This is a genomic window from Serinibacter arcticus, assembly GCF_003121705.1.
GTDB lineage: Bacteria > Actinomycetota > Actinomycetes > Actinomycetales > Beutenbergiaceae > Litorihabitans.
On sequence record NZ_PYHR01000002.1, the window covers coordinates 1,340,872 to 1,360,357 of the forward strand.

Annotated in this window: 13 protein-coding genes, 1 tRNA gene and 1 pseudogene; 4 read left to right on the top strand and 11 right to left on the bottom strand. The window is 72.9% G+C overall.

The window, feature by feature from the left end:
- Positions 1-824: 824 nt before the first annotated feature.
- From C8046_RS18625 to C8046_RS06195, 3 genes are all read right to left on the bottom strand, one after another.
- Positions 825-5,432: an SdrD B-like domain-containing protein gene (locus C8046_RS18625; protein WP_109228691.1), complete on the bottom strand. Its 4,608-nt coding sequence runs from the start codon at positions 5,430-5,432 to the stop codon at positions 825-827.
- A 505-nt stretch (positions 5,433-5,937) separates the two neighbouring features.
- Positions 5,938-6,011: transfer RNA gene (locus tag C8046_RS06190), tRNA-Met, on the bottom strand.
- A gap of 98 nt (positions 6,012-6,109) precedes the next feature.
- Entirely contained in the window at positions 6,110-9,100 is a 2,991-nt protein-coding gene (locus tag C8046_RS06195; RefSeq protein ID WP_109228692.1) for a UPF0182 family protein, read from the bottom strand.
- 145 nt (positions 9,101-9,245) lie between these two features.
- On the opposite strand from C8046_RS06195, the gene C8046_RS06200 reads away from it, so the two are divergent.
- Complete coding sequence (locus tag C8046_RS06200; protein WP_109228693.1) at positions 9,246-9,827, top strand: PPA1309 family protein; 582 nt, start codon at positions 9,246-9,248, stop codon at positions 9,825-9,827.
- Between the two features lie 36 nt (positions 9,828-9,863).
- Here C8046_RS06200 and C8046_RS06205 read toward each other — a convergent pair whose 3' ends face one another.
- The 3 genes from C8046_RS06205 to C8046_RS19210 form a co-directional block, all read right to left on the bottom strand.
- Positions 9,864-10,415 (bottom strand): DinB family protein, encoded by a 552-nt coding sequence (locus C8046_RS06205; RefSeq protein ID WP_109228694.1) that lies wholly within the window; start codon positions 10,413-10,415, stop codon positions 9,864-9,866.
- 63 nt (positions 10,416-10,478) lie between these two features.
- Positions 10,479-10,952 (bottom strand): S16 family serine protease, encoded by a 474-nt coding sequence (locus C8046_RS19205; protein WP_235866154.1) that lies wholly within the window; start codon positions 10,950-10,952, stop codon positions 10,479-10,481.
- Positions 10,940-11,611: a hypothetical protein gene (locus C8046_RS19210; RefSeq protein WP_235866156.1), complete on the bottom strand. Its 672-nt coding sequence runs from the start codon at positions 11,609-11,611 to the stop codon at positions 10,940-10,942. The genes C8046_RS19205 and C8046_RS19210 overlap by 13 nt, the downstream gene beginning before the upstream one ends.
- A 143-nt stretch (positions 11,612-11,754) precedes the next feature.
- On the opposite strand from C8046_RS19210, the gene C8046_RS06215 reads away from it, so the two are divergent.
- Positions 11,755-13,245: a zinc-dependent metalloprotease gene (locus C8046_RS06215; RefSeq protein WP_109228695.1), complete on the top strand. Its 1,491-nt coding sequence runs from the start codon at positions 11,755-11,757 to the stop codon at positions 13,243-13,245.
- Here the strand turns inward: C8046_RS06215 and C8046_RS19215 are convergent.
- Complete coding sequence (locus C8046_RS19215; protein WP_235866157.1) at positions 13,200-13,913, bottom strand: M48 family metallopeptidase; 714 nt, start codon at positions 13,911-13,913, stop codon at positions 13,200-13,202. The two genes, C8046_RS06215 and C8046_RS19215, sit on opposite strands and share 46 nt — an antisense overlap.
- A 166-nt stretch (positions 13,914-14,079) precedes the next feature.
- On the opposite strand from C8046_RS19215, the gene C8046_RS06225 reads away from it, so the two are divergent.
- Positions 14,080-15,087 carry a thiamine biosynthesis protein ThiF gene (locus tag C8046_RS06225; RefSeq protein WP_109228696.1) on the top strand — a complete coding sequence of 336 codons (1,008 nt, stop codon included), beginning with the start codon at positions 14,080-14,082 and terminating at the stop codon, positions 15,085-15,087.
- Between the two features lie 19 nt (positions 15,088-15,106).
- On the opposite strand, the gene C8046_RS19930 is transcribed toward C8046_RS06225, so the two are convergent.
- Together C8046_RS19930 and C8046_RS06235 are read right to left on the bottom strand one after the other, a co-directional pair.
- Complete coding sequence (locus tag C8046_RS19930; RefSeq protein WP_328587582.1) at positions 15,107-15,493, bottom strand: WhiB family transcriptional regulator; 387 nt, start codon at positions 15,491-15,493, stop codon at positions 15,107-15,109.
- A gap of 358 nt (positions 15,494-15,851) precedes the next feature.
- Positions 15,852-17,910: pseudogene (locus C8046_RS06235) on the bottom strand (ATP-dependent DNA helicase UvrD2).
- Between the two features lie 287 nt (positions 17,911-18,197).
- Here C8046_RS06235 and C8046_RS06240 point away from each other — a divergent pair.
- A complete protein-coding gene (locus C8046_RS06240) occupies positions 18,198-18,425 on the top strand; it encodes a mycoredoxin (RefSeq protein ID WP_109230787.1) in 228 nt (75 codons plus the stop codon).
- Here the strand turns inward: C8046_RS06240 and nudC are convergent.
- Both nudC and C8046_RS19220 read right to left on the bottom strand, forming a co-directional pair.
- The gene (nudC, locus tag C8046_RS06245; protein ID WP_328587583.1) at positions 18,400-19,227 is read right to left on the bottom strand and encodes an NAD(+) diphosphatase; all 828 of its coding nucleotides are present in this window, start codon (positions 19,225-19,227) and stop codon (positions 18,400-18,402) included. The two genes, C8046_RS06240 and nudC, sit on opposite strands and share 26 nt — an antisense overlap.
- A complete protein-coding gene (locus tag C8046_RS19220) occupies positions 19,137-19,343 on the bottom strand; it encodes a hypothetical protein (protein ID WP_109228697.1) in 207 nt (68 codons plus the stop codon). The genes nudC and C8046_RS19220 overlap by 91 nt, the downstream gene beginning before the upstream one ends.
- Between the last annotated feature and the right edge of the window lie 143 nt (positions 19,344-19,486).

Genomic DNA, 19,486 nt, shown 5'->3' on the forward strand with positions numbered 1-19,486 from the left:
CGGGCCTGGTGCGCTCATCATCAATCTTGTGCGCCCCGGGCCCGGGAGCAGGACCCCCCATCCGCTGCCCGGATCCGAACGTCCCGGGACGTTCGGTCGTCGACGCCCGGTCTGCGTGCCCCCGCGCAGACCGGGCGTCCCGCGGAGGGTCGGGAGGCGTCCCCCGGCAACTGCGTCGTCGCGCGAAAGGCCAGGTAGAAGCGAAAGGCGGCAGTTCACGCCAGAACTATCGACGGGCGCGATTTCACCACCACCAACCCCACGCAACGGTTGGACCTCGCGATGCACTGCTTGGGCATGCGGCGGCGGTAGGTGACGGCACGTCCTCCGGAGACGCTGACGATCCTCCGCCCCAGACCAATGGCCGCGAACATTCGAGGAGAAGGGCGACGCAAAAATAGCTCGTCGGCGACGTTCTGGCGCTGATCGGGCTTGCCGCCTGCGCGCTCGACAAAGAGTTGCCAATGCTGTGCAATCACCCCGCCCCGCGAGCAGGAGCTTGACGTTTCAGGGCGGAGTACACGATTTCACGCCAAGGGATGCGCGCATGCGCCTGAACTCCGAGATGGGCGACGACCCAGCATTCGGGCACCCCAGAAATGACGCGGGTGGTGCAGGACGTCGTGACTCCCGCAGGAACGGATGATCGGAGCGCCCGGTTCCGTGAGGGGCCGGGACCGGGCGCTCCACCCGGCTCGCTCGGAGCTGGGTGCCGACGACGGGTGAGGGGCCCGTCGTTGGCGGTGGACCGAGGCCGGGGCGCTCTCGCACCCCGGCCCCGGCCCTGCTCGGCGGTGGCGCGAGCCACCGCCGAGGGATCCGGGTCAGTCCTGCACGGCCGCCCGGCGGCGTCGGACCACCAGGGCCGCCAGTCCCCCGGCGACCAGGAGCGCGGCGATCCCGGCGAACCCGAGAACGTCGGCTCCCGTGTGCGGCAGCGCCGTGGTCGGCGGCGTGACCGCGGGCGTCGTCGGCGGGGTCACCGGCGGCGTCGTCGGCGGGGTCACCGGCGGCGTCGTCGGCGGGGTGACCGGCGGGTTCGGGTCGGTCGTGAAGGTGTTCACGGCCGAGACCGTGAGCTCCTGCAGCTCCTCCGGGTTGCCCGTGACCACCGCACCGGTCTCGAAGCTGCCGTGCTCGATCGTGGTCTCGTCTGCGCCACCGGCGTCGGTCTCCTCCACGAAGCACGTGGCTCCGAGCGGCAGGAGCACCTCGATGCCCTCGGCGTCCACCAGGGTCAGCGTCTCGCCGCCCCGGAGCGTGACCGACTGCGAGACCAGGGTCCCCAGCTGGGGCTCGCCCTCGACGTCGATCTCGATTTCGCACGTGACCAGGAGGGTGAACTCGCGGTCCACGACGTCGGCGTGGTCGGCGTAGGGGCCGTCCAGCACCTTGGACACGGAGATCGTCCCGGCGGAGAACTCGTTCACCACCACGGCCAGCACGGGGCTAACCTGCACATCCCTCGTGATCGTCACGGTCACGGGCGCCGGCACCTCGTCGGCACCACCGGTGGCGGTCTCGGTGACCATGCACTCGGCGCCGACGGGCAGACCCGTGATCGGCTCCGAGGTGAGCTCGCTCTCCTCACCGCTGCGGGTCAGCTCGACCTCGCCGGAGTAGACCTCCACGCCTCGGCTCGTGCAGACCACGTCGAAGGCGAAGGTGTCCCCCGCCAGCGCCACGCCGGCGCCGGTGAGCTGCTTCACGACCACGAGCGAGCCGACGGGCTGGACCAGCCCGGCGTCGACGTCGGGGCGATCGGCGTCGATCCCCAGCACGATCTCACCGCTGGCACCCGTGGCGAGGTCGGCGTCGGAGTCGATGCCGGCGTCCTCGCCCTGGTAGCGCTGGGTGAAGTCGTAGTGGTTCGCCTTCACCCACGCCTCGTCGAACGTCACCACGTACGTGCCCGAGGCGAGGTCGGCGAACAGGTAGGACCCGTCAGCCCCCGTCACGGTCGCGAGCGTGACGGCGTTGCCGTCCACGTCCGTCCCCGTGAGGGTCACCGGCACACCGGCCACCCCGGACTCGCCCTCGCTCTGGAGGCCGTCGGCGTTCGCGTCGAACCAGACCCGGTCACCGATGCTCGAGGAGACCACGGCCACCGTGCGGATGGCGGGGCCCACACCCTGGGAGACCCCGTCGACCCGGCCCGAGGTGATGTTGCGGTACAGGTCGCCCTGCGCGTTGCCCACCGGGGTCATCGTGATCGCGACCGCGAAGTCCTGCTCCGGCGTGAAGGCACCGGGACGTTGGAACCGCAGTCCGGTCACCTCGGAGCTCGTCTGCGGGCAGTCCGCAGCAGAGCCCGAACCCGAGACCACGTCCCCGGAGATCGCGTCGCACCAGACCGTGGCACCCGAGGCCGTGTTGGAGGCGTGGTCGGGGTCTGAGCTGAGCGACGCGGACGGCGCCCTGGTGTACAGGACCGCGATGCCGTCACCCGCCGTCGGGGTCACGGACTCGAGCACCAGGGAGCCCTGGTAGTCGTTCCCGTTCAGACCGTTCGCCGGGAGCACGTCGACGATGTCCACGTTCTCCACGTTCGCGGGAGCGTCGATGTTCGCGAACGCGACCGTCCACGTCAGGGTGCGCGGGTTCGACACCGACGAGGGGTTGACCTCAATGACGGGCTTGTCGACCGTCTTGGAGATCTTGATACCCGTGGGCACCACGAGCTGGATCTGCGCCGTCGACGTGCGAGCGCGCACGCCCGTGGGGTCACCGGTGGCCGCGATCACGGCCGTGTTCGTGTAGACGCCGTTGCGGGCGGTCGCCGTGATCTCGACCTCGTACACGATCGGATCGATCACCTTGTTGATCTCCTGCGATCCCAGGTCCCACTTCACGTACGTCTGGGTAGCTGCGCACGTGACCTCGGCACCGGCTGGGGAGCCGGACTGCACGACCACCGGGGTGATGGCCGCGCCGCTCTCACGCGTCGAGGAGACGAACTGCTGGTAGGGCGGCAGGCAGTCCTCGACCGTGACGTTCTGTGTGAGCCCGCTGGCCGAGCCATCCGCCGTCAGCGTCGGGGTCAGCCGGTACGCGACCGCCGACCCGGCGGTGTACTGGGGAGCCCCCGAGCTCTGGAACTCACCGCTCGTGGGGTTCCTCACGAACTTCTTGATCCGCGCTGACGCCTGCCCCACGACCAGCCGGTCGCCCTGATTGCCGGCGTTCGTCGCCGGGACGTAGCTGGAGTTGTGCGTCGTGTCGGGAGCGGCCACGGCCTCGTCGAGGCTGTGGGCGCCGGCCTTGGTCTGCAGGCTCGCGAAGTTGGGGATGACGGTGCCGTTCGGGCCGGCGCTCGCCAGCACCCGCATCGCGATCGAGAAGTTCACGGTGATCTGGGTCCCGGTCGTGCCGCCCTCGTCGCTGAACGCGAACCGGACGCGGTTGACACCCTGCCAGTTCCCGTCCACGACCGAGGCGCCCGGGACGGCTCCGGGGCTGGTCGCCCAGGTTCCGGTGTTGCACGCGGACTTCTCGGCGCTGCCGGGGTCGGCGGTGTAGCCGTACTCGATCTTGAGGTTGTCGAGCCCGTCGGCGCTGGCCCACCAGCTGTCCTGGATGACGCTCGAGACCCAGGCCGGCGACCCGTTCGAGGCGAACTGCACTCGCGTCTGGGTCGTCGCAGGAAGATCGAACGACACAGGCATGGCGAGCTTGGTGCTGTCCCACACGTCGCACGAGACGAAGGTGCGTGAGAACTCGGCCCCCGACATCGGGAGGATGTCGTGCGAGACCGTCAGGTTGCTCAGCACGGTCTGGCCAGGGAGCACGACGGTGTTGCCGTCGCGCCAGCTCGACGAGCCGGGCGGGCCCTGGAACTCCCAACTCGTGAACTGACCGGTCGGTGTGTTGCCCGGCGCATTGGTGACGCCGCTGAAGCCCTTGCCCAGGCTGAAGCTCCCGCTGCCGCCGTCGAACTTGGTCGTGCCGGTGCGCACGTTGTTCTCCGGCCGCTCACCCTGGTTCGGGTTGCCGTCGATCGCGTTCGCCTGCACCTGGGAGTAGTGGTTGCGCCAGTTGAGGGTGTAGCTGTCGTCGATCTCCTCGCCGAGGTCGCGCACGGCGTCGAACGGCACCTCGATGACGACGACCGTCGAGAGCACGTAACCGGAGTCCGCCGGGAGCGGAGCCGTGCCGGAGGTCAGCGTCGGCACGGTGTAGCCCGTCGTGTCGGCGCCCGTGAACGCGATGTCCACCGGGGTACCCAGCGCGGGCTGGGCGCAGGTGATCGTGCCGCTGTCGCGCACGGCGCTCGCGGCGGAGTTCCCCGCTCGAACGCTCGGGTCGGGGATCTCGCCATAGAGGTTCATCGCGTAACCGGGCGCGCACATCGTCAAGCGCGGCGCGTACCGCTCCAGGGCATCCGGACCGGCCGCCAGCCATGCGGGCGAAACCGTCGTACCGGCACCGAAGAACGCGTCCGGCCGGAGGTCCTCCGTCACCACGACCGGGGAGGCCAGGGGTGTGATCCCCTTGCCGCCTGCGGGAGCCTCCATGGTGAGCGGAAACTCCATCCTCGTGCAGAGCCGGGCGGCGTCGAACGAGCAGATCCGGTAGTTCTGGTAGAACGGCCCGGCGTTGTCCGAACCGCTGCGCGTGCGCTTGGAGACGTCGAAGTTCGCGGCAGCCGAGACCGAGTGGGAGACCGGCCCTGACACGGCGGGCTCGGTCACCTCGGTCGAGGTCGCCGAGACCGCGATCGGACCGAGAACGGTGCCGTTCGGAACCTCGGGACGGACCTTGGAGACGAACTTGTAGTCGAGGGAGCTGCCAGCCGCGCGGTCCTCGACCACACAGGTCACGGTCTGCTGCGGCAGCGCCTCCCACGACGTCATGGTCACCGGGATGGCCGGGGCGGGCAGCGTCCCGGGCGTCACCGACGAGCCGATGACGCAGAAGGGCGGCAGCGACAGGAGCTCCTCTCCCTTGGGGAGCACGAACGTCATCGTCGGGCTGGTCTGGTCGGCGCCCTCGACGCGCAGTCCGACCGTGTAGGTCACCGAGTCGTTCGTCCGCACCACGTCGTTGGTGGGGCTGGAGTCGTTGCCTGCGGCGTCGTCGCCGTCGAACGGCTCCGTGCCGGTCACCTGGGTCAGCGTCACCGACAGCGTCCCGTCACCGACGGCGAGCGCGACAGCGCTGGCCACGGCGCGCTCCGCCGCTGCCGGCACACTCGTGGACGGTGCGCTGGGCTCCGGCGCGACCGCGGTCTCTCCGAGCTGGCCGGAGTCCGGAGCCTCCGTCGACGCCTCGCTGGCGTCGGAGTCCGGCGCGGTCTCTTGCGGAAGGCGGCTCTCGGCCTCAGCCTCCCCGCCGGTCGCCACCTCACCGAGCGGGGTGGCAGGCGTGGCGGTCTCACCGATCGCCGGTGCAGCCACCCCCGCCGTCAGCGTCAGTGCCGCGAGCGCTGCCATCGCGGCAACTCTCCGTCCGCCCCACTTCGCTCGTCCCCTGGTTGTCGATCTCATCATGCTCAGCCCTCTTCGAGTCCCTGTTTCCGGCACCGGGCTACACATGCCGATCGGAGGAGATCCCACTGATGGGCCTCCGGCGTCGTCCCCGGTGAGAGGACGTGCGCGCTCGGATGCCCCCTCGCGACGTCGTCCCCACCCCGCCGCATCGCACGGCCGAGCGTCGGCAAATCTAGGTAGCCGGGTCGAGGTCAGCAGGGCGACGCGGGGAACTTCACCCGTCACTTCACCCCCGGACCCAGGGTCGGACATCGACCTCGTAGCCTCAGACCGCCCCCTCGGTGCCGTGTGCCAGCGCGAGGCTGACCCGACGCACCGCGGTCAACGCGGACCGGCTACACGGTCGGGGTTCGTCGGGAAGAGGTGAGGACTCGCCCCGTGGGTAGCTCCTGCCGGGAATGACGAAAGGCCCGGTCTCAACTTCCGTTGAGACCGGGCCTTTCCTTTGTAGCGGGGGCAGGATTTGAACCTGCGACCTCCGGGTTATGAGCCCGGCGAGCTACCGAGCTGCTCCACCCCGCGTCGGTGAACACCACTCTACGTGTCCACTGCCGAACAGCCAAATCGGGGCCGGGTGACCTGCCTCACGTGCCACGTGGGCGGGCCACCCGGCCCGTCGGTCAGCCGGCGGCGCTGATCTCGTCCTGCGCGGCGATCGCGCGCTCGAGAGCGTCCGCCAGGTCGGCCTGCGCCTCGCCGTACGCGGCCCAGTCGCCGCTGACCTGCGCGGCGCGCGAGTCCGCGAGGGCGGTGCCTGCGTCGTCGAGCGCCGTGGTCAGACGCTCCTGGGGCGTGCCGGGCAGGACCGGGGCGGTCGTGCCGCCGTCGGTCGGCTGCTCCGTGGGCTCCTCGCCTGCGCCGTCGGTCGGGTCCTCACCCGGGTCGACCGGCTCGACCTCGACGTCGGGGTCGATGCCGGCGTCACCGGCGTCCGCCCCCGAGTCGCCGCCGAAGACCTGGTCCAGCGCCTCGTCGAGCGTGGTCGCGAACCCGATCTTGTCGCCGAAGGCCACGAGCACGTAGCGCAGCAGCGGGTACTGGGTGCCCGAGGACGCCTGGGCGTACACCGGCTGGACGTAGAGGAACCCACCGCCGACGGGCAGCGTCAGCAGGTTGCCCTGGACCGCCTGCGACCCCTGGGAGTCGAGGATGTTCAGGGTGTTGGCCGCGGCCTGGTCGGTGTCGAAGTTGTTCTGCACCTGACCGGGTCCGGGGATCGCCGAACCGGCTGACAGCTCGAGCAGCCGGATACGGCCGTAGCTCTCGGCCCGCTCGCCGTCGACGGTGCCGGCGTCGCCGTCCACCGCCGCGAAGCCACGCAGCACGTTGCGGTTCTCGGCCGCGAGGATGAACGAGGTCGTGAGCGAGAACGAGGACTCCTCCTGCTCCGGCATCCGGAGCGTGAGGTAGTACGGCGGCTGGGGCGCGGTGCCGTCGTCGGTCGGGTCCTCCGGCGTGCGCCAGAAGTCCGACCCGGCGAAGAACTGCCCCGCGTCGGTCACGTGGTAGGTGTTCAGCAGCGTGCGCTGGACCTTGAACATGTCCTGCGGGTAGCGGACGTGGCTCATCAGCTCGCCGGACATCTCCGACATCGGCTGGATCAGGTCGGGGTAGACGTTCTTCCACGTCTGCAGGACCGGGTCGCTCTCGTCCCACGTGTACAGCGTGACGCTGCCGTCGTAGGCGTCAACGACGGCCTTGACCGAGTTGCGGATGTAGTTCACGGACGCGGGCTGCTGCGTCACCGTCAGCGGCTGGCCGTTGGCCCCCACCAGCGTCGAGTCGAGCGTGGCCTCCTCGAGCGCCTGACGGGCCGAGTAGGGGTAGGAGTTCGACGTCGTGTACGCGTCGACGATCCACTTGACCTCGCCCACGCCGTCGCCGTCGGTGTCGATGACGGCCGGGTAGGTGGAGGAGTCCACCGTGAGGAACGGCGCGACCTTCTCCACGCGCACGCGCGGGTCGCGGTCGAACAGCACCTGCGACTCGTTCGTCACGCGGTCGGAGAACAGGATCTCCTGGCTGCCGAAGCGGATCGCGAACAGCGCGCGCAGGAACGGGTTGGAGACCTGCGGACCGCCGTCACCCGTGTAGGTCGACAGCACCTCGCCGTCGGTCTCGTCCGAGGGGTAGTCGACCTCCCACGGCGCGGTGCCCTCCGGCGCCCCGACGATCGAGTAGTCCGGGGACTGCTGGCCGAAGTAGATGCGCGGCTCGTAGTCGCCGAGCTCACCGGTGCTGGGGATGCCACCCTCGAAGAACTCGGGCTGTCCGCCCGGTCCGGGCGTGTTCCCGTAGGCGGCGACGACGCCGAACCCGTGCGTGTACACGGTGTGGTCGTTCGTCCAGTTCCGCTGGTTGGCGCCGAGCCCGTTGAGGTTCAGCTCGCGGACGGCGATGACCGTGTCGGCGTTCTGGCCGTCGAGGTCGTAGCGGTCCACCGACAGGTCCTGCTCGAAGGAGTAGTACTGACGGATCTGCTGCAGCTGGCGGAACGTCTGCGAGATGATCGTCGGGTCCATCAGGCGGATGCTGGCCGTGGCCTCGGCGTCCTCGCGGAGCGCGCCGACCTCGGCCTCGGTGGTGGCCTGGTAGTCGATGCGCTCGATGTCCTCGAGTCCGTAGGCGGCCAGCGTCGCGTCGATGTTGCGCTGGATGTACGGCTCCTCCAGGTCCTGCTCGTTCGGTAGTACCTGGAAGCGCTGCACGAGCGCCGGGTAGATGGCGCCCACGACGATCCCGGCCACCAGCATCAGGGCGACGGCGACGGCGGGGAGCCGCCACGTGCCGCGCACGCTGGCCACCACGAAGAGGACGGCGACGACGATCGCGATGCCGGCCAGGATCTCGCGCCCGGGGAGGACGGCGGAGACGTCGGTGTACGCGGCGCCGTCGAAGCGTTCACCCTCCTGCGCGAGCAGCGAGTACCGGTCGAGCCAGTAGGACCCGGCGATCAGCAGCGTGAAGACCGCAGCCAGGACGCCGAGGTGGACGCGGGCGGCGGGGCTGACGTGCGGGCCCTGGCCGACCTGCAGGCCGCCGTACAGGTAGTGGGTCACGACGGCGGCGACCAGGCCGATGAACACGACCGCCATGAGGAAGGAGACCGCGAACCGGAGTGCCGGCAGCGTGAAGAGGAAGAACGACAGGTCCATCCCAAACTGGGGGTCGACCTCGTTGAACGTCTCGCCGTTCAACGCGACCAGGATCGTCTGCCACTGGCTGGACGCGGCGAGGCCGCCGAACAGCCCGAGGACGATCGGGGCGCCGATCAGCACGCCGCGACGCAGCGGCTCGACGGCCTCGCGGTAGCGGTCGAGGTTGCGCTGCTCCTGCGTCGCCGGGGCGTACACGGGACGGTGGCGGTAGGCGAGGTGGAGGTTGAGCCAGGTCGATCCGCCCAGCACGAGGGCACCGGTGGCGAAGAGCGCCGCCCGGGTCAGCCACTCGGTGCGGAGCACCTGGGTCACATCGAGCTGGCTGTACCAGAGCCACTCGGTGACGAGGCCCGCGGACGCGAAGAGCGCGACCAGGAGCACGGCCAGGATGAGGATCGTGGGCCCGAGGGCCGAACGGCGGCGGGCCGGCTTGGCCGGCGCAGCGGAGGTCACGGGGTAGCACCTTCAGGTCGAGGGAAGGACGTGCGGCGGGCAGACCACCACGAAGGGTCAACGCATTCCGCCGCCCTCAAGTTTCCCACAGGGGTTGCGAACGAGGGTCGAGCTGCCCCGAGCACCCGGATGGCAGGATCGTGGCATGACCGAGACCTCCCCCGAGACCTCTCCCGAGCCGGCCTCCCAGCCCTCCTCCGAGTTCACGGCGCCGCAGACCGCCGCCCTCGCCCGGTGCGTGCGCGAGACCGAGCTGCACGTCGCCACGGACGGCTGGGACGCCCCCGTGCGGGTGTTCGCGCTCGTCGGCACCGCCGCGGCCCTCGCCGCCGACCCCTCGCTCGCCGCCGTGCTGCCCGACACCGGCGGCGACCCGCACCACCTCACCGCCGTGGAGCAGGAGGGGCTGCCGGAGGCGGCCTCGCTCGAGGACCTGCTGGCCCAGCTGGCGTGGCCGGACGCGGTGGACGGCGCCGCCGTCGTCGTCGAGCGCCTCGTCGTGCCGCCGGCGGCGGAGAGCGAGCTGCCCGACGACGAGGAGGCGGCCGTCGCGGCGCTCGCCGCCCACCCGGACGCGCAGGACGTGCGCATCGCCGTCGGCGTGCTGCGCAGCGGCGAGTCCTGGTGCGCGCTGCGATCCCGCGCGCACGACACCGACGACCAGGTCGCCGGCGGCACGGACCTCGTCCCCGGGCTGGTGACGGCGCTGACCGCGACGCTCGCCTGAAGGGGCCCGGGGGGTCGGGCGCCCGACGGCGGAGGGTCAGCCCTCGCGCAGGTACAGGTCGCGCAGCAGCGCGATCTCCGCGCCGTGGTGGATGACCTCGCGGTGGATGTGCAGCACGAGCGCGGCCATCGGGTCCTGCTCGAACCCGCCCTCCCCGCACGGCGCCGCGAGCGCGGCACCGTCGAGGCCGCGGACGCCGTCGCACCAGGTCGCGTAGGCCTCGTCCAGCCGGCGCAGCGCCTCGTCGGCCGTGCCGGGGTCGTCGTCGTCCTCGTAGGAGGCCGGCGCGGCCCCGAAGTGGCTGGCGTTGCGCGCCCCGAGCACGCCGACGAGCAGGTGGCCGACGCGCCACGCGATGGTCGTCACCGGGGCCGGCTCGGGCTGCGGGAACGCGGAGTCGATGAGCCACTCCCCCGAGCCGACGGCCATCGGAGCGTCCGACTCGCCGGCGCGGGCGATCGACCAGGAGTCCTCGACCGGACGCCAGAGGAACTCGGCGTCGGTGAGGCCCTCGAGGCGGGGGCGCAGCTGATTCTCCCAGTGCCACGTCAGCTGGCTGAGGAGCAGGGCGGTCCAGGGCAGGGACATCGGTGTCTCCTTCGCTGTGCTCGCCAGGGCGTCCCCGGACGATCGGATCAGCCGGTCAGCCGCTCAGCTGCACGTCGGCAGGTCGGCGGCCTCGTCGGTGCCGACAGCCTGCACCGCGGTCCACGCCTCGTCCAGCGTCTCCACCCTGATGACCTGGAGACCGTCGGGCACGTTGCCCACGACGTCGGCACAGTTGGCCGCCGGGGCGAGGAAGTACTCGGCGCCGTCGCGCACCGAGCCGTTCATCTTCTGCACGATGCCGCCGATGGGACCGACGTTGCCGTCGAGGTCCATCGTCCCCGTGCCGGCGATGACCTCGCCGCCGGTCTGGTCCCCCGGCGTGAGGCGGTCCATGATCCCGAGCGCGAACATCGTGCCGGCGCTGGAGCCGCCGATGTCGCTGATCTCGATGTGGATGTCGACGGGGAACGTGTGCGTCGGGTTGATGAGGACGCCGAGCGTGCTCCCGCCCTGCTCGTCGTCGCCCGTCGTGATGTCGAGGTCGACCTCCTCGCCGTCGCGGGTCACCGTGAGCACGAGCGGGCTGCCGGGGGCGTCGCGCGCAGCACCTCGGTCAGGCCGGAGAAGGCGGTGACCTCGAACCGCTCGCCGTCGATCGTCACGGCGTCGATGACGTCGTCCGTCTCGACGACACCGACAGAGGCCCCGTCCTCGACGACCCCGGCGATCGTGAGGACGGCGGGGACGTCGTAGCCGAGGGTCTCGAGGGCGGCGACCGTGGCCGACGTCTGCGAGGACGTCATCTGGGCCTGGGAGCGCTCGTCCGCCTCCTCGCGCGTCTCCCCATCCGGGAACACGCTCTCGCGCGGCACGACCGAGACGGCCGGGTTGAACCAGCCGCGCAGCACGTTCCCGACGCCGACCGGGTACCCCGGGCCGCCGGCCACCGACACCGTGGTCAGGCGCAGCTGTCCGTCGCTCGGGAAGGTCTCGGTGTCGTCGTCCACGACGATCAGCGGCGTGCCGTCCGACTCCCCCAGGGTGTCGACCGTCGGCCCGGGCATCCGGACCGCGTACGGCGCCGGCACCATCACGCAGATCAGGAGCAGGAGCGCGAGCACCAGACCGAGCACGAGCGCGGCGGCCGGCACGCGGTCCCACGCGGGGGTGGGGGTCGGCATCGGCGCGAAGGTGCGCGGCGCCGACGTGCGGGTCGGCGAGGACGGCGTGCTCATCGCACCATTGTCCCCCGCGCGGGGCCCGTCACGCTCAGTCGCGATCCGCCGTCAGCGAAAGCCCGTCGGGCGTGTCCGGACCGCGGGATACGTTGGGTCCCCGGGCTGGCCCGCCCGAGGGGAACCGAGACGAAGGCGACCTGATGAGCGACGACCTCAGCCCCGACGACGCCCGCCGCACCTGGCAGCAGCTGCTCCAGCAGATGCTCGGTGAGGAGGGTGCCCGCGAGGCGATGGAGGCGCTCGAGGCCGGCGGTTTCGACCCGGCCCAGATGGCGCAGGCCGCAGGGCTGCCCTCCGACGCCGCCGGGATGCAGGCGATGATGGCGCAGATGCAGAGCATGCTGGCGTCCACGGGGACCGAGGGAGTCAACTGGTCGCTCGCCCACGACATCGCCCGCCAGACCGCCCACCAGGGCGGCGACCCCAGCGTGACCGCGGCCGAGAGCGCCCGGACCGTGTCCGCCCTCAGCGTCGCCGACCTCTGGCTCGACGCCGCGACCGACCTCCCGCCCGCCGGCGGCACCCGGTCCGCGTGGAGCCGGGCGCAGTGGGTCGAGGCGACGCTCGAGACCTGGAAGCGCCTCACGGGTCCGGTCGGATCCTCCGTCTCCGACGCCCTGGCCACCGTGCTCGCGCAGAGCGAGGGCCTGACGGGCGGGATGCCCGAGCTCGGCGGGCTGGGTGGTCCGGGCGGTCTGGGCGGTCTGGGTGGCGCCGGCCTCGATCCCGCCGCCATGCTGCGCGGCCTCGGCGGTTCCGTGTTCGGCCTGCAGGTCGGCCAGGCCGCCGGCACGCTCGCCCGCGAGGTCTTCGGCTCCTCCGACACCGGACTGCCGCTGCTCGAGCGCCCTGGCACCGCCCTCGTCCCGCGCAACGTCGCCGACTTCGCCGAGGGCCTCGACGCCCCAACGGAGGAGGTCCTCGCGTTCCTCGCGGTGCGGGAGAGCGCGCACGCCCGCCTCTACGCCCACGTCCCGTGGCTGCGCGCCCACATCCTCGGACTCGTCGAGGAGTACGCGCGCGGCATCAGGATCGACCTCGAGCGCCTGGAGGAGTCGGTGCGCACGATCGACCCGAGCGACCCCGAGGCCCTGCGCTCCGCGATCTCGGGCGGCGTGTTCGCTCCCGAGGTCTCGCCCGAGCAGGCCGGGGCGCTGGAACGCCTCGAGACCGCGCTCGCGCTCGTCGAGGGCTGGGTGGAGGACGTCACGGCCCGGACCGTCGCCCCGCACCTGCCGCACGGGGTGCCGCTGCGCGAGATGATGCGCCGGCGTCGCGCCGCCGGCGGCCCCTCCGAGCACGTCTTCTCCACGCTCGTCGGTCTGCAGCTGCGACCGCGCCGCCTGCGCGAGGCCGCCACCCTGTTCGCCACGCTGGTGGCCGAGGGCGGACCCGAGGCCCGCGACGCCGTGTGGGCGCACCCCGACCTGCTGCCGGACGCGGCCGACCTGGACGCCCCGACCACCTTCACCGCCCGCCGCGAGGAGCAGGGCCGCGAGGACGCCGACTTCGACGCCGCGCTCGCGGACCTGCTCGACGGCGGGACCGGGGCGCCCCCGTCGGCGGCCGACGACGCCGGCTCGGGTCAGAACAAGGACGACGAGGGCGACGGCGGTCCGGCCGCGCCGTGATCCGCCGAGGCTGCTCGGGCGGGTGGGGCTGCGGGGGCGGGTGAGGCTGCGGGGGCGCGTGAGCCGCCGGGCTCCGGCTCGAGGTCGTCCTCGGCGCCGCCGTCGTCGTCCGGCACGCCGTCCCCCGCCACACCGTGGCCCTGCGCCCACGTGACGCCGGCCAGGAACGCCTCGGACTCGGTCTGCCGCGGGTAGCGCCAGGCGAGCTCGCGGAACCGCGGACCGTGGTTGGCCTCGACGAGGTGGGCGAGCTCGTGCACCAGCACGCCGTCGAGCACCCACTCGGGCATCCCCTGCAGCACGTGGGAGAGCCGGATCTCGCCGGTCGACCGCGTCGCCGAGCCCCAGCGGCGACGCATGTTGGTGACCCAGGCGACCGAGGTCGGCCGCGCCCTGCCCTCGAGGTAGCGCTCGGACAGCGCCGCCGCCCGCGCCGCCAGCGCCGCGTCGGACGGCCGACGCCGTCGCTCCGTGGCCGCCAGTCTGGCGAGCATCTTCTCCACCCACTCGGCCTCCTGCGCCGGGCTGAAGCGCGCGGGGATGGCGACGACGATGCGCCCGTTCTCGCGGAAGGCCGTCACGGTGCGCGTGCGCCGGCGGCTGCGCCTGACCTCGATCTCGGGCGCGCCGGGTCCCGGCGGAGTCGTCGCGGCGGTGGTGCTGGTCACGCCTCCAGGGTAGGTCGCGCTCCCGACACCACCGGCCCGGTCGCCGCCCGGCTGTGGACGAGGGCGCCCGTCCACAGTCCCCACGCATCGGTGGCGCCCGCCGTCGTCCACAGGCCGGGCGCGACGGACCGCTCCCGTGCCACCCTCACCGCAGGAGGTGGGGGCGATGCAGCTGGTGGACGGACTGGTGACCCTGTGGCGGTGCGACGGCGAGAGCCAGCTCGGGGCGGACCCACGGTTCGCCGTCGTGCTCGACGGCCTGAGCGGGCCGCAGCAGCGGGCGCTCGACGAGCTGGCGCGGCGCCGGGTGACCGGGGTGACCGACCTGGCCAGGGGTGCGCGCTGCACGCTGCGCGAGGCCCGACACCTCCTGGACCGCCTCGGCACCGCCGGGCTGCTGGTGGACCCGCCGCGCTCGCTCGCCGCGGGGTCCATCGCCCCGGCAGCGGTGCTCGACCGGCTGGGCGGGACGACCGCGGAGGCGAGCCGACGGCGGGCGCGGGCCTCCGCCGTCGTGGTCGGCGGTCCGTCGCTCGGGCTGCTGCTCGCGCGGCTGCTGACGCAGGCCGGGCTGGGCGGGGTCGCCGTCGTCGATCCGGCCCCGGTCTCGCCGGCGGACGTCTCCGTCCTGGGGTACCACCCCGGCGACGTGGGGCGGCCGCGGGAGCTGGCGGCGCTGGCCCATCTGCGCCACGCGCGTGCCGACGTCCGCACGCGGGCGCCGGACCGGCCGGACGTCGTGGTGCTGGTGGAGTCGCGGGTGGCGGTGCCGTTCCGCTCGTCAGGACTGATGGGAGAGGACGTCCCGCACGTCTCGGTGGTGCTGCGCGAGCTCGACGTCGTCGTCGGGCCCGCCGTGCGTCCCGGACTCGACCCCTGCCTGCGCTGCCTCGACCTGCACCGTCAGGACGCAGACGCCTGCTGGCCGGCGATCGCCACGCAGCTGGCGGTCGCGCCGGTGCCGCATCACGACGACGCGACGCTCGCGACGGCGGCGGGGACGGCGTGCGCGAGGGTCACCGCGGTGCTCGACGGCGTCGCGACGGACGGGTACGCGCGGTCGTCGTGGGGCCGCACGAGCGAGGTCGGTCCGGCAGGTGTCGCCGAACGGCGCTGGGCGCCGCACCCGGCGTGCGGGTGCGGCGCCCAGGAGGAGGACGCTCCGATCGGTTGAGGACCGGGCGAGGTCGCGGTCATGCCGCGACCTTCCGCGGCCGGCCGCGACCGCGCTTGCGGGCGACGACCGTGCCGTCGATGAAGACCTCTCCACCCCAGACGCCCCAGGGCTCGCGCCGGGTGAGGGCGCCCTCGAGACAGGCGGCGCGCAGCGGGCAGGCGGCGCACATGGCCTTGGCACGCTCCACGTCGTCACCGCCCTCCGCGAACCAGAGGTCCAGGGTGTCCCCCACCTGGCAGGGCAGGGTGACGTCGACGGTGGGCAGATCGGTGACGGGCTGAGCGGGTGAGAGCTGAGCCGGGGAGAACTCGGACGGCGGGAAGAGCATCGGGTCCGACGCGAGATCGGACGGGTCGGATGAGGGACGGTTGCCGACGGCGACGTCGGACAGCACGAGAGACATGGTGGGAAACCCCGAGGGATGCGTGTTCAGCAGTGACAGGGCCGTGAAGGCCGAGGAGCCGAGGCTCGAGAGCGCCCGATCAGATCGAGCGAGTTGCGCTGCGGCCGCCGGTCAGGCGGTGCGGTCCGGGCCGCCGAGGACGGGTGTCTTTCGGAACCGGTAGACCACGGCCTGCTCGACGAACGAGCGACGGGCGAAGTTATTCATCACGGTTGAGACACCTCCTTCTCTCGGGCGGCCCCTGTGCTGGCTAGGCAGGGCAACGGTTGAACACGAACGTGGACGACACTAGCCGCCCCCTCGCGGGGCGGCCAAGGCTATTTCCGAACTTTCTTCTCGGGGGCTGCCGGCGGCGGGCTCAGGCTCCGCCGTCGAGCGCCTCCGACGGCCGCTGACCTGCGACGATGGCCAGCACCGCGCCGCCGTGCGCCTCGATCTTCGCCGCGCCGATGCCGCGCAGCATCGCGAGCTGGCGGAGGTTCTTGGGCTTGGCCGTGGCGATCGCCACGAGCGTGGTGTCGTGCAGGATCGTGTACGGCGGCTTGCTGGTGGCGCGGGCGAGGTCGGCCCGCCACGCGCTGAGCGCGGCGAAGACCTCGGGATCGGCGTCACCGTGCGTCAGCGCCGCCTCGTTGGCCTCGGCCCTGGCCCGACGGCGCGCGCGTTCCGGGACGCCGCCCCCGCCGTCGCGCGAGGGCCACAGCCCGTCGAGGAACCGGGACGGCTTGCGGCTGGCGCGGCCGCCGGGGGTGCGGGACTTCGCGTAGGACAGCGCGAGGTGCTCGCGGGCGCGCGTCACGCCGACGTAGAGCAGCCGGCGCTCCTCCTCCACGGACTCGGGCGTCTCCGCGAACGAGATCGGCAGCAGGCCCTCGCAGACACCGGCGAGGAAGACGGCGTCCCACTCCAGGCCCTTGGCCGCGTGGAGCGAGGCGAGGGTGACGCCCTCGAGGGTCGGGGCGTGCTGCTCGGCGGCACGCTCGACGAGGTCGTCGACGAACGCCGTCAGGTCGGCGCCGCGGCGTGCGGAGAGGTCGTCCGCGAGCTTCACGAGCGCGTCGAGCGACTCCCAGCGCTCGCGCACGGCACCACGCGTCGCGGGCGGCTGCGTCTCCCAGCCCGCGCCCGCGAGCACGTCGCGCACGATCTGCGGCATGGGCTGGTCGGGGTCGACGGCGCGCGTCGCCCCCGCAGGAGCGCGATGGCCTCCCGCACCTCGCGGCGCGCGAAGAACCGCTCGCCGCCGCGCACCAGGTAGCCGATGCCCGCGGTCGCGAGCGCCTGCTCGAACGCCTCGCCCTGGGCGTTGGTGCGGTAGAGGATCGCGATCTCGCTCGGGGCGACGCCCGTACCCACCAGTGCGGCGATCCGGGTGGCGATGCCGCGCGCCTCGTCCTCGTCGTCGTCGTAGGAGTCGAAGGAGACGGCGGGGCCCGAGGGGCGCTGGGCGATCAGCGTGACCGCGGCGTCGTTGCGTGCGCGTCCCGCGCGGGCGAGCACGTCGTTCGCGAGCCGGACCACCTGGGGCGTGGAGCGGTAGTCCCGGACGAGCCGGACGACCTGCGCGCCCGGGTGCTTCGTGGGGAACTCCACCAGGTGGCGCGGCGAGGCGCCCGTGAAGGAGTAGATGGTCTGCGAGACGTCGCCGACGACGCACAGGTTGTGCCGGTCCCCAGCCACAGGTCGAGGAGCCGCTGCTGGAGCGGCGAGACGTCCTGGTACTCGTCGACGACGAAGTGGCGGTACTGCCCGCGCACCGTGCGCGCAACGTCCTCGCGCTCGGCCAGCACGCCGACCGTGAGGAGCAGGACGTCCTCGAAGTCGATGACGCCGCGCTCGGTCTTGGCGTCCTCGTAGACGGACAGCAGCCGCGCGACGGTCGTGAGGTCGTGCCCGGCGGCACCGGGGCGGCCGGCGGCCGAGGCAGCGCGGACGTAGTCGTCCGGCGTGACGAGGCTGACCTTGGCCCACTCGATCTCGGCCGCGAGGTCCCGGATCGCGAGCCGGTCGGCGCCCAGCCCGAGGCGGCCGGAGGCCTCCGCGACCAGGGGGGCCTTGTGCTCGGCGATGCGCGGGAGCCCCCCGCCCACCACCTGCGGCCAGAAGTAGCTGAGCTGACGCAGCGCGGCGGCGTGGAACGTGCGCGCCTGGATGCCCTGCACGCCGAGGTCCCGCAGCCGCGTGCGCATCTCGGCCGCGGCCCGCGCGGTGAACGTCACGGCGAGCACCTGGGTGGGCATGAACGCGCCGACCGCGACGCCGTGCGCGATGCGGTACGTGATGGCCCGGGTCTTGCCGGTACCCGCTCCGGCGAGCACGCACAGCGGCCCCGAGAGGTGCTGCGCGACGGCGCGCTGGTCGTCGTCGAGCGCGGCCAGGAGGGCGGCGGGGGTGCGGGGCGGGGACTCGGTGGACATCGCCTCCATCCTCGCAGGGGGCGCCGACATCGACGGCGCGGCGGGGGCGGGTGGGCCCGTGACGTGGACGACGACGTCCGGGTGCCGCCTGGGGACAGGCCGACCGCCGTCGGGATCCCGCCTCGACGCGGGAACGACCCGGTGGGCGGTAGGCCGTGCCGCGGAATAGTCGCGCGCGGGGGCGGTTGCTGCCAGGAGAGCCTCCGCGGCCGACCGGCCGCGCGCCCCGCACCGACGAAAGGCGATCCGTGAGCAGCACGACGCTTCCCGAGCCCGGCACCGTGACCATGTACAGCACCACCTGGTGCGGCTACTGCCGTCGGCTGAAGACCCAGCTCGACTCCGCGGGGATCGGCTACACGGAGGTCAACATCGAGACCGACCCCGAGGCCGCCGCCTTCGTCGAGAACGTCAACGGTGGCAACCAGACCGTGCCGACCCTCGTCTTCCCCGACGGTTCCGCCAGCACCAACCCGTCGCTGGCCGACGTCAAGAAGCAGCTCGCCGCCTCCTGAGCGTCCCCCACCGCACCGCCCGGCCTACGGGCGGAGGGCCGCCCGGGCGGCCGTCGGATCGGGGCGTCGGGGATCTCGCCCCCGAACCACGACTCGATGAGCACGCGGGCGATCGACGTCCGCATCGGCAGCACGACCTCGCCCGCCGCGACCGCGCGGGCGAGGTCGTCGCGCGTGAACCACCGCGCGTCGGTGATCTCCTCGCCGTCGGGGCGCGGTTCGGGCCCCTCGACGCCGTCCTCGCCGACGAGGCGGCCGTGGAAGCCGACCATGAGCGACCCGGGAAGGGCCAGGGCTGGCCGCCCGCGTAGGCCAGGGGCCCGACGTCGAGCCCCACCTCCTCCTCGACCTCGCGCCTCACGGCCTGCTCCAGGCCCTCGCCCGCCTCGACGAAGCCCGCCAGCACCGAGCGACGCCTCTCGGGCCACGCGGCGGCGTGGGCGAGCAGCAGGCGGTCGGCGCCGTCGCTGATCGCCATGATCACGGCGGGGTCGGTGCGCGGGTAGTGCGTGGAGCCGTCGCGGTCGCAGCGTGCCGCCCAGCCCGCCTCCACCAGCACGGTCGGGGCGCCGCAGCGCGGGCAGTGGGTGTGGGTGCGGCGCCACGCCGAGAGCGCGACGGCGGACGTCGCCAGCCCGGCCTCGGCGTCGCCCAGCAGGTGACCGGCATCGCGAAGGGAGCCCCAGCCGTCGGGCTCGTTGCCGCGCTCGATCACGGGGCGTCCGCCGGGACGAAGGCGACGTAGGCGCGGCCCGGGGTGCCGGCGTCGGCGTCGTGGTCGTCGCGGCCGAGGTAGAACCACTCCCCCGGCTGATCGACGAGCTCGAGCGGGGAGCGCAGGTCGAGGGCGTCGGGCGCCGAGACGCGCACGTGCGGGGCGGAGACCACCACGACGCCGGTGCTCGGGTCGGCCAGCACGCGGGTCAGCAGCTCCGGGTCGTGGCGGCTCGCGCCGTCGCGCGGGACGGCGGACCGCCCGAGCGGGAACTGGGGGCAGCGGGGACGTTCGACGCGACGGCGGTGGCCGCGGAGGGCGGGAGACTCACCCCCGCCACGCTACG

What these genes read in the sequence shown, in the direction of transcription:
- C8046_RS06215 (WP_109228695.1), top strand. Translation starts at nt 11,755, where the DNA reads ATGAGCGACGACCTCAGCCCCGACGACGCCCGCCGCACCTGGCAGCAG.
- C8046_RS06240 (WP_109230787.1), top strand. Translation starts at nt 18,198, where the DNA reads ATGTACAGCACCACCTGGTGCGGCTACTGCCGTCGGCTGAAGACCCAG.
- C8046_RS19930 (WP_328587582.1), bottom strand. Translation starts at nt 15,493, where the DNA reads ATGTCTCTCGTGCTGTCCGACGTCGCCGTCGGCAACCGTCCCTCATCC.
- C8046_RS06200 (WP_109228693.1), top strand. Translation starts at nt 9,246, where the DNA reads ATGACCGAGACCTCCCCCGAGACCTCTCCCGAGCCGGCCTCCCAGCCC.
- C8046_RS19210 (WP_235866156.1), bottom strand. Translation starts at nt 11,611, where the DNA reads ATGAGCACGCCGTCCTCGCCGACCCGCACGTCGGCGCCGCGCACCTTC.
- C8046_RS06225 (WP_109228696.1), top strand. Translation starts at nt 14,080, where the DNA reads ATGCAGCTGGTGGACGGACTGGTGACCCTGTGGCGGTGCGACGGCGAG.
- C8046_RS18625 (WP_109228691.1), bottom strand. Translation starts at nt 5,432, where the DNA reads ATGGCAGCGCTCGCGGCACTGACGCTGACGGCGGGGGTGGCTGCACCG.
- C8046_RS06205 (WP_109228694.1), bottom strand. Translation starts at nt 10,415, where the DNA reads ATGTCCCTGCCCTGGACCGCCCTGCTCCTCAGCCAGCTGACGTGGCAC.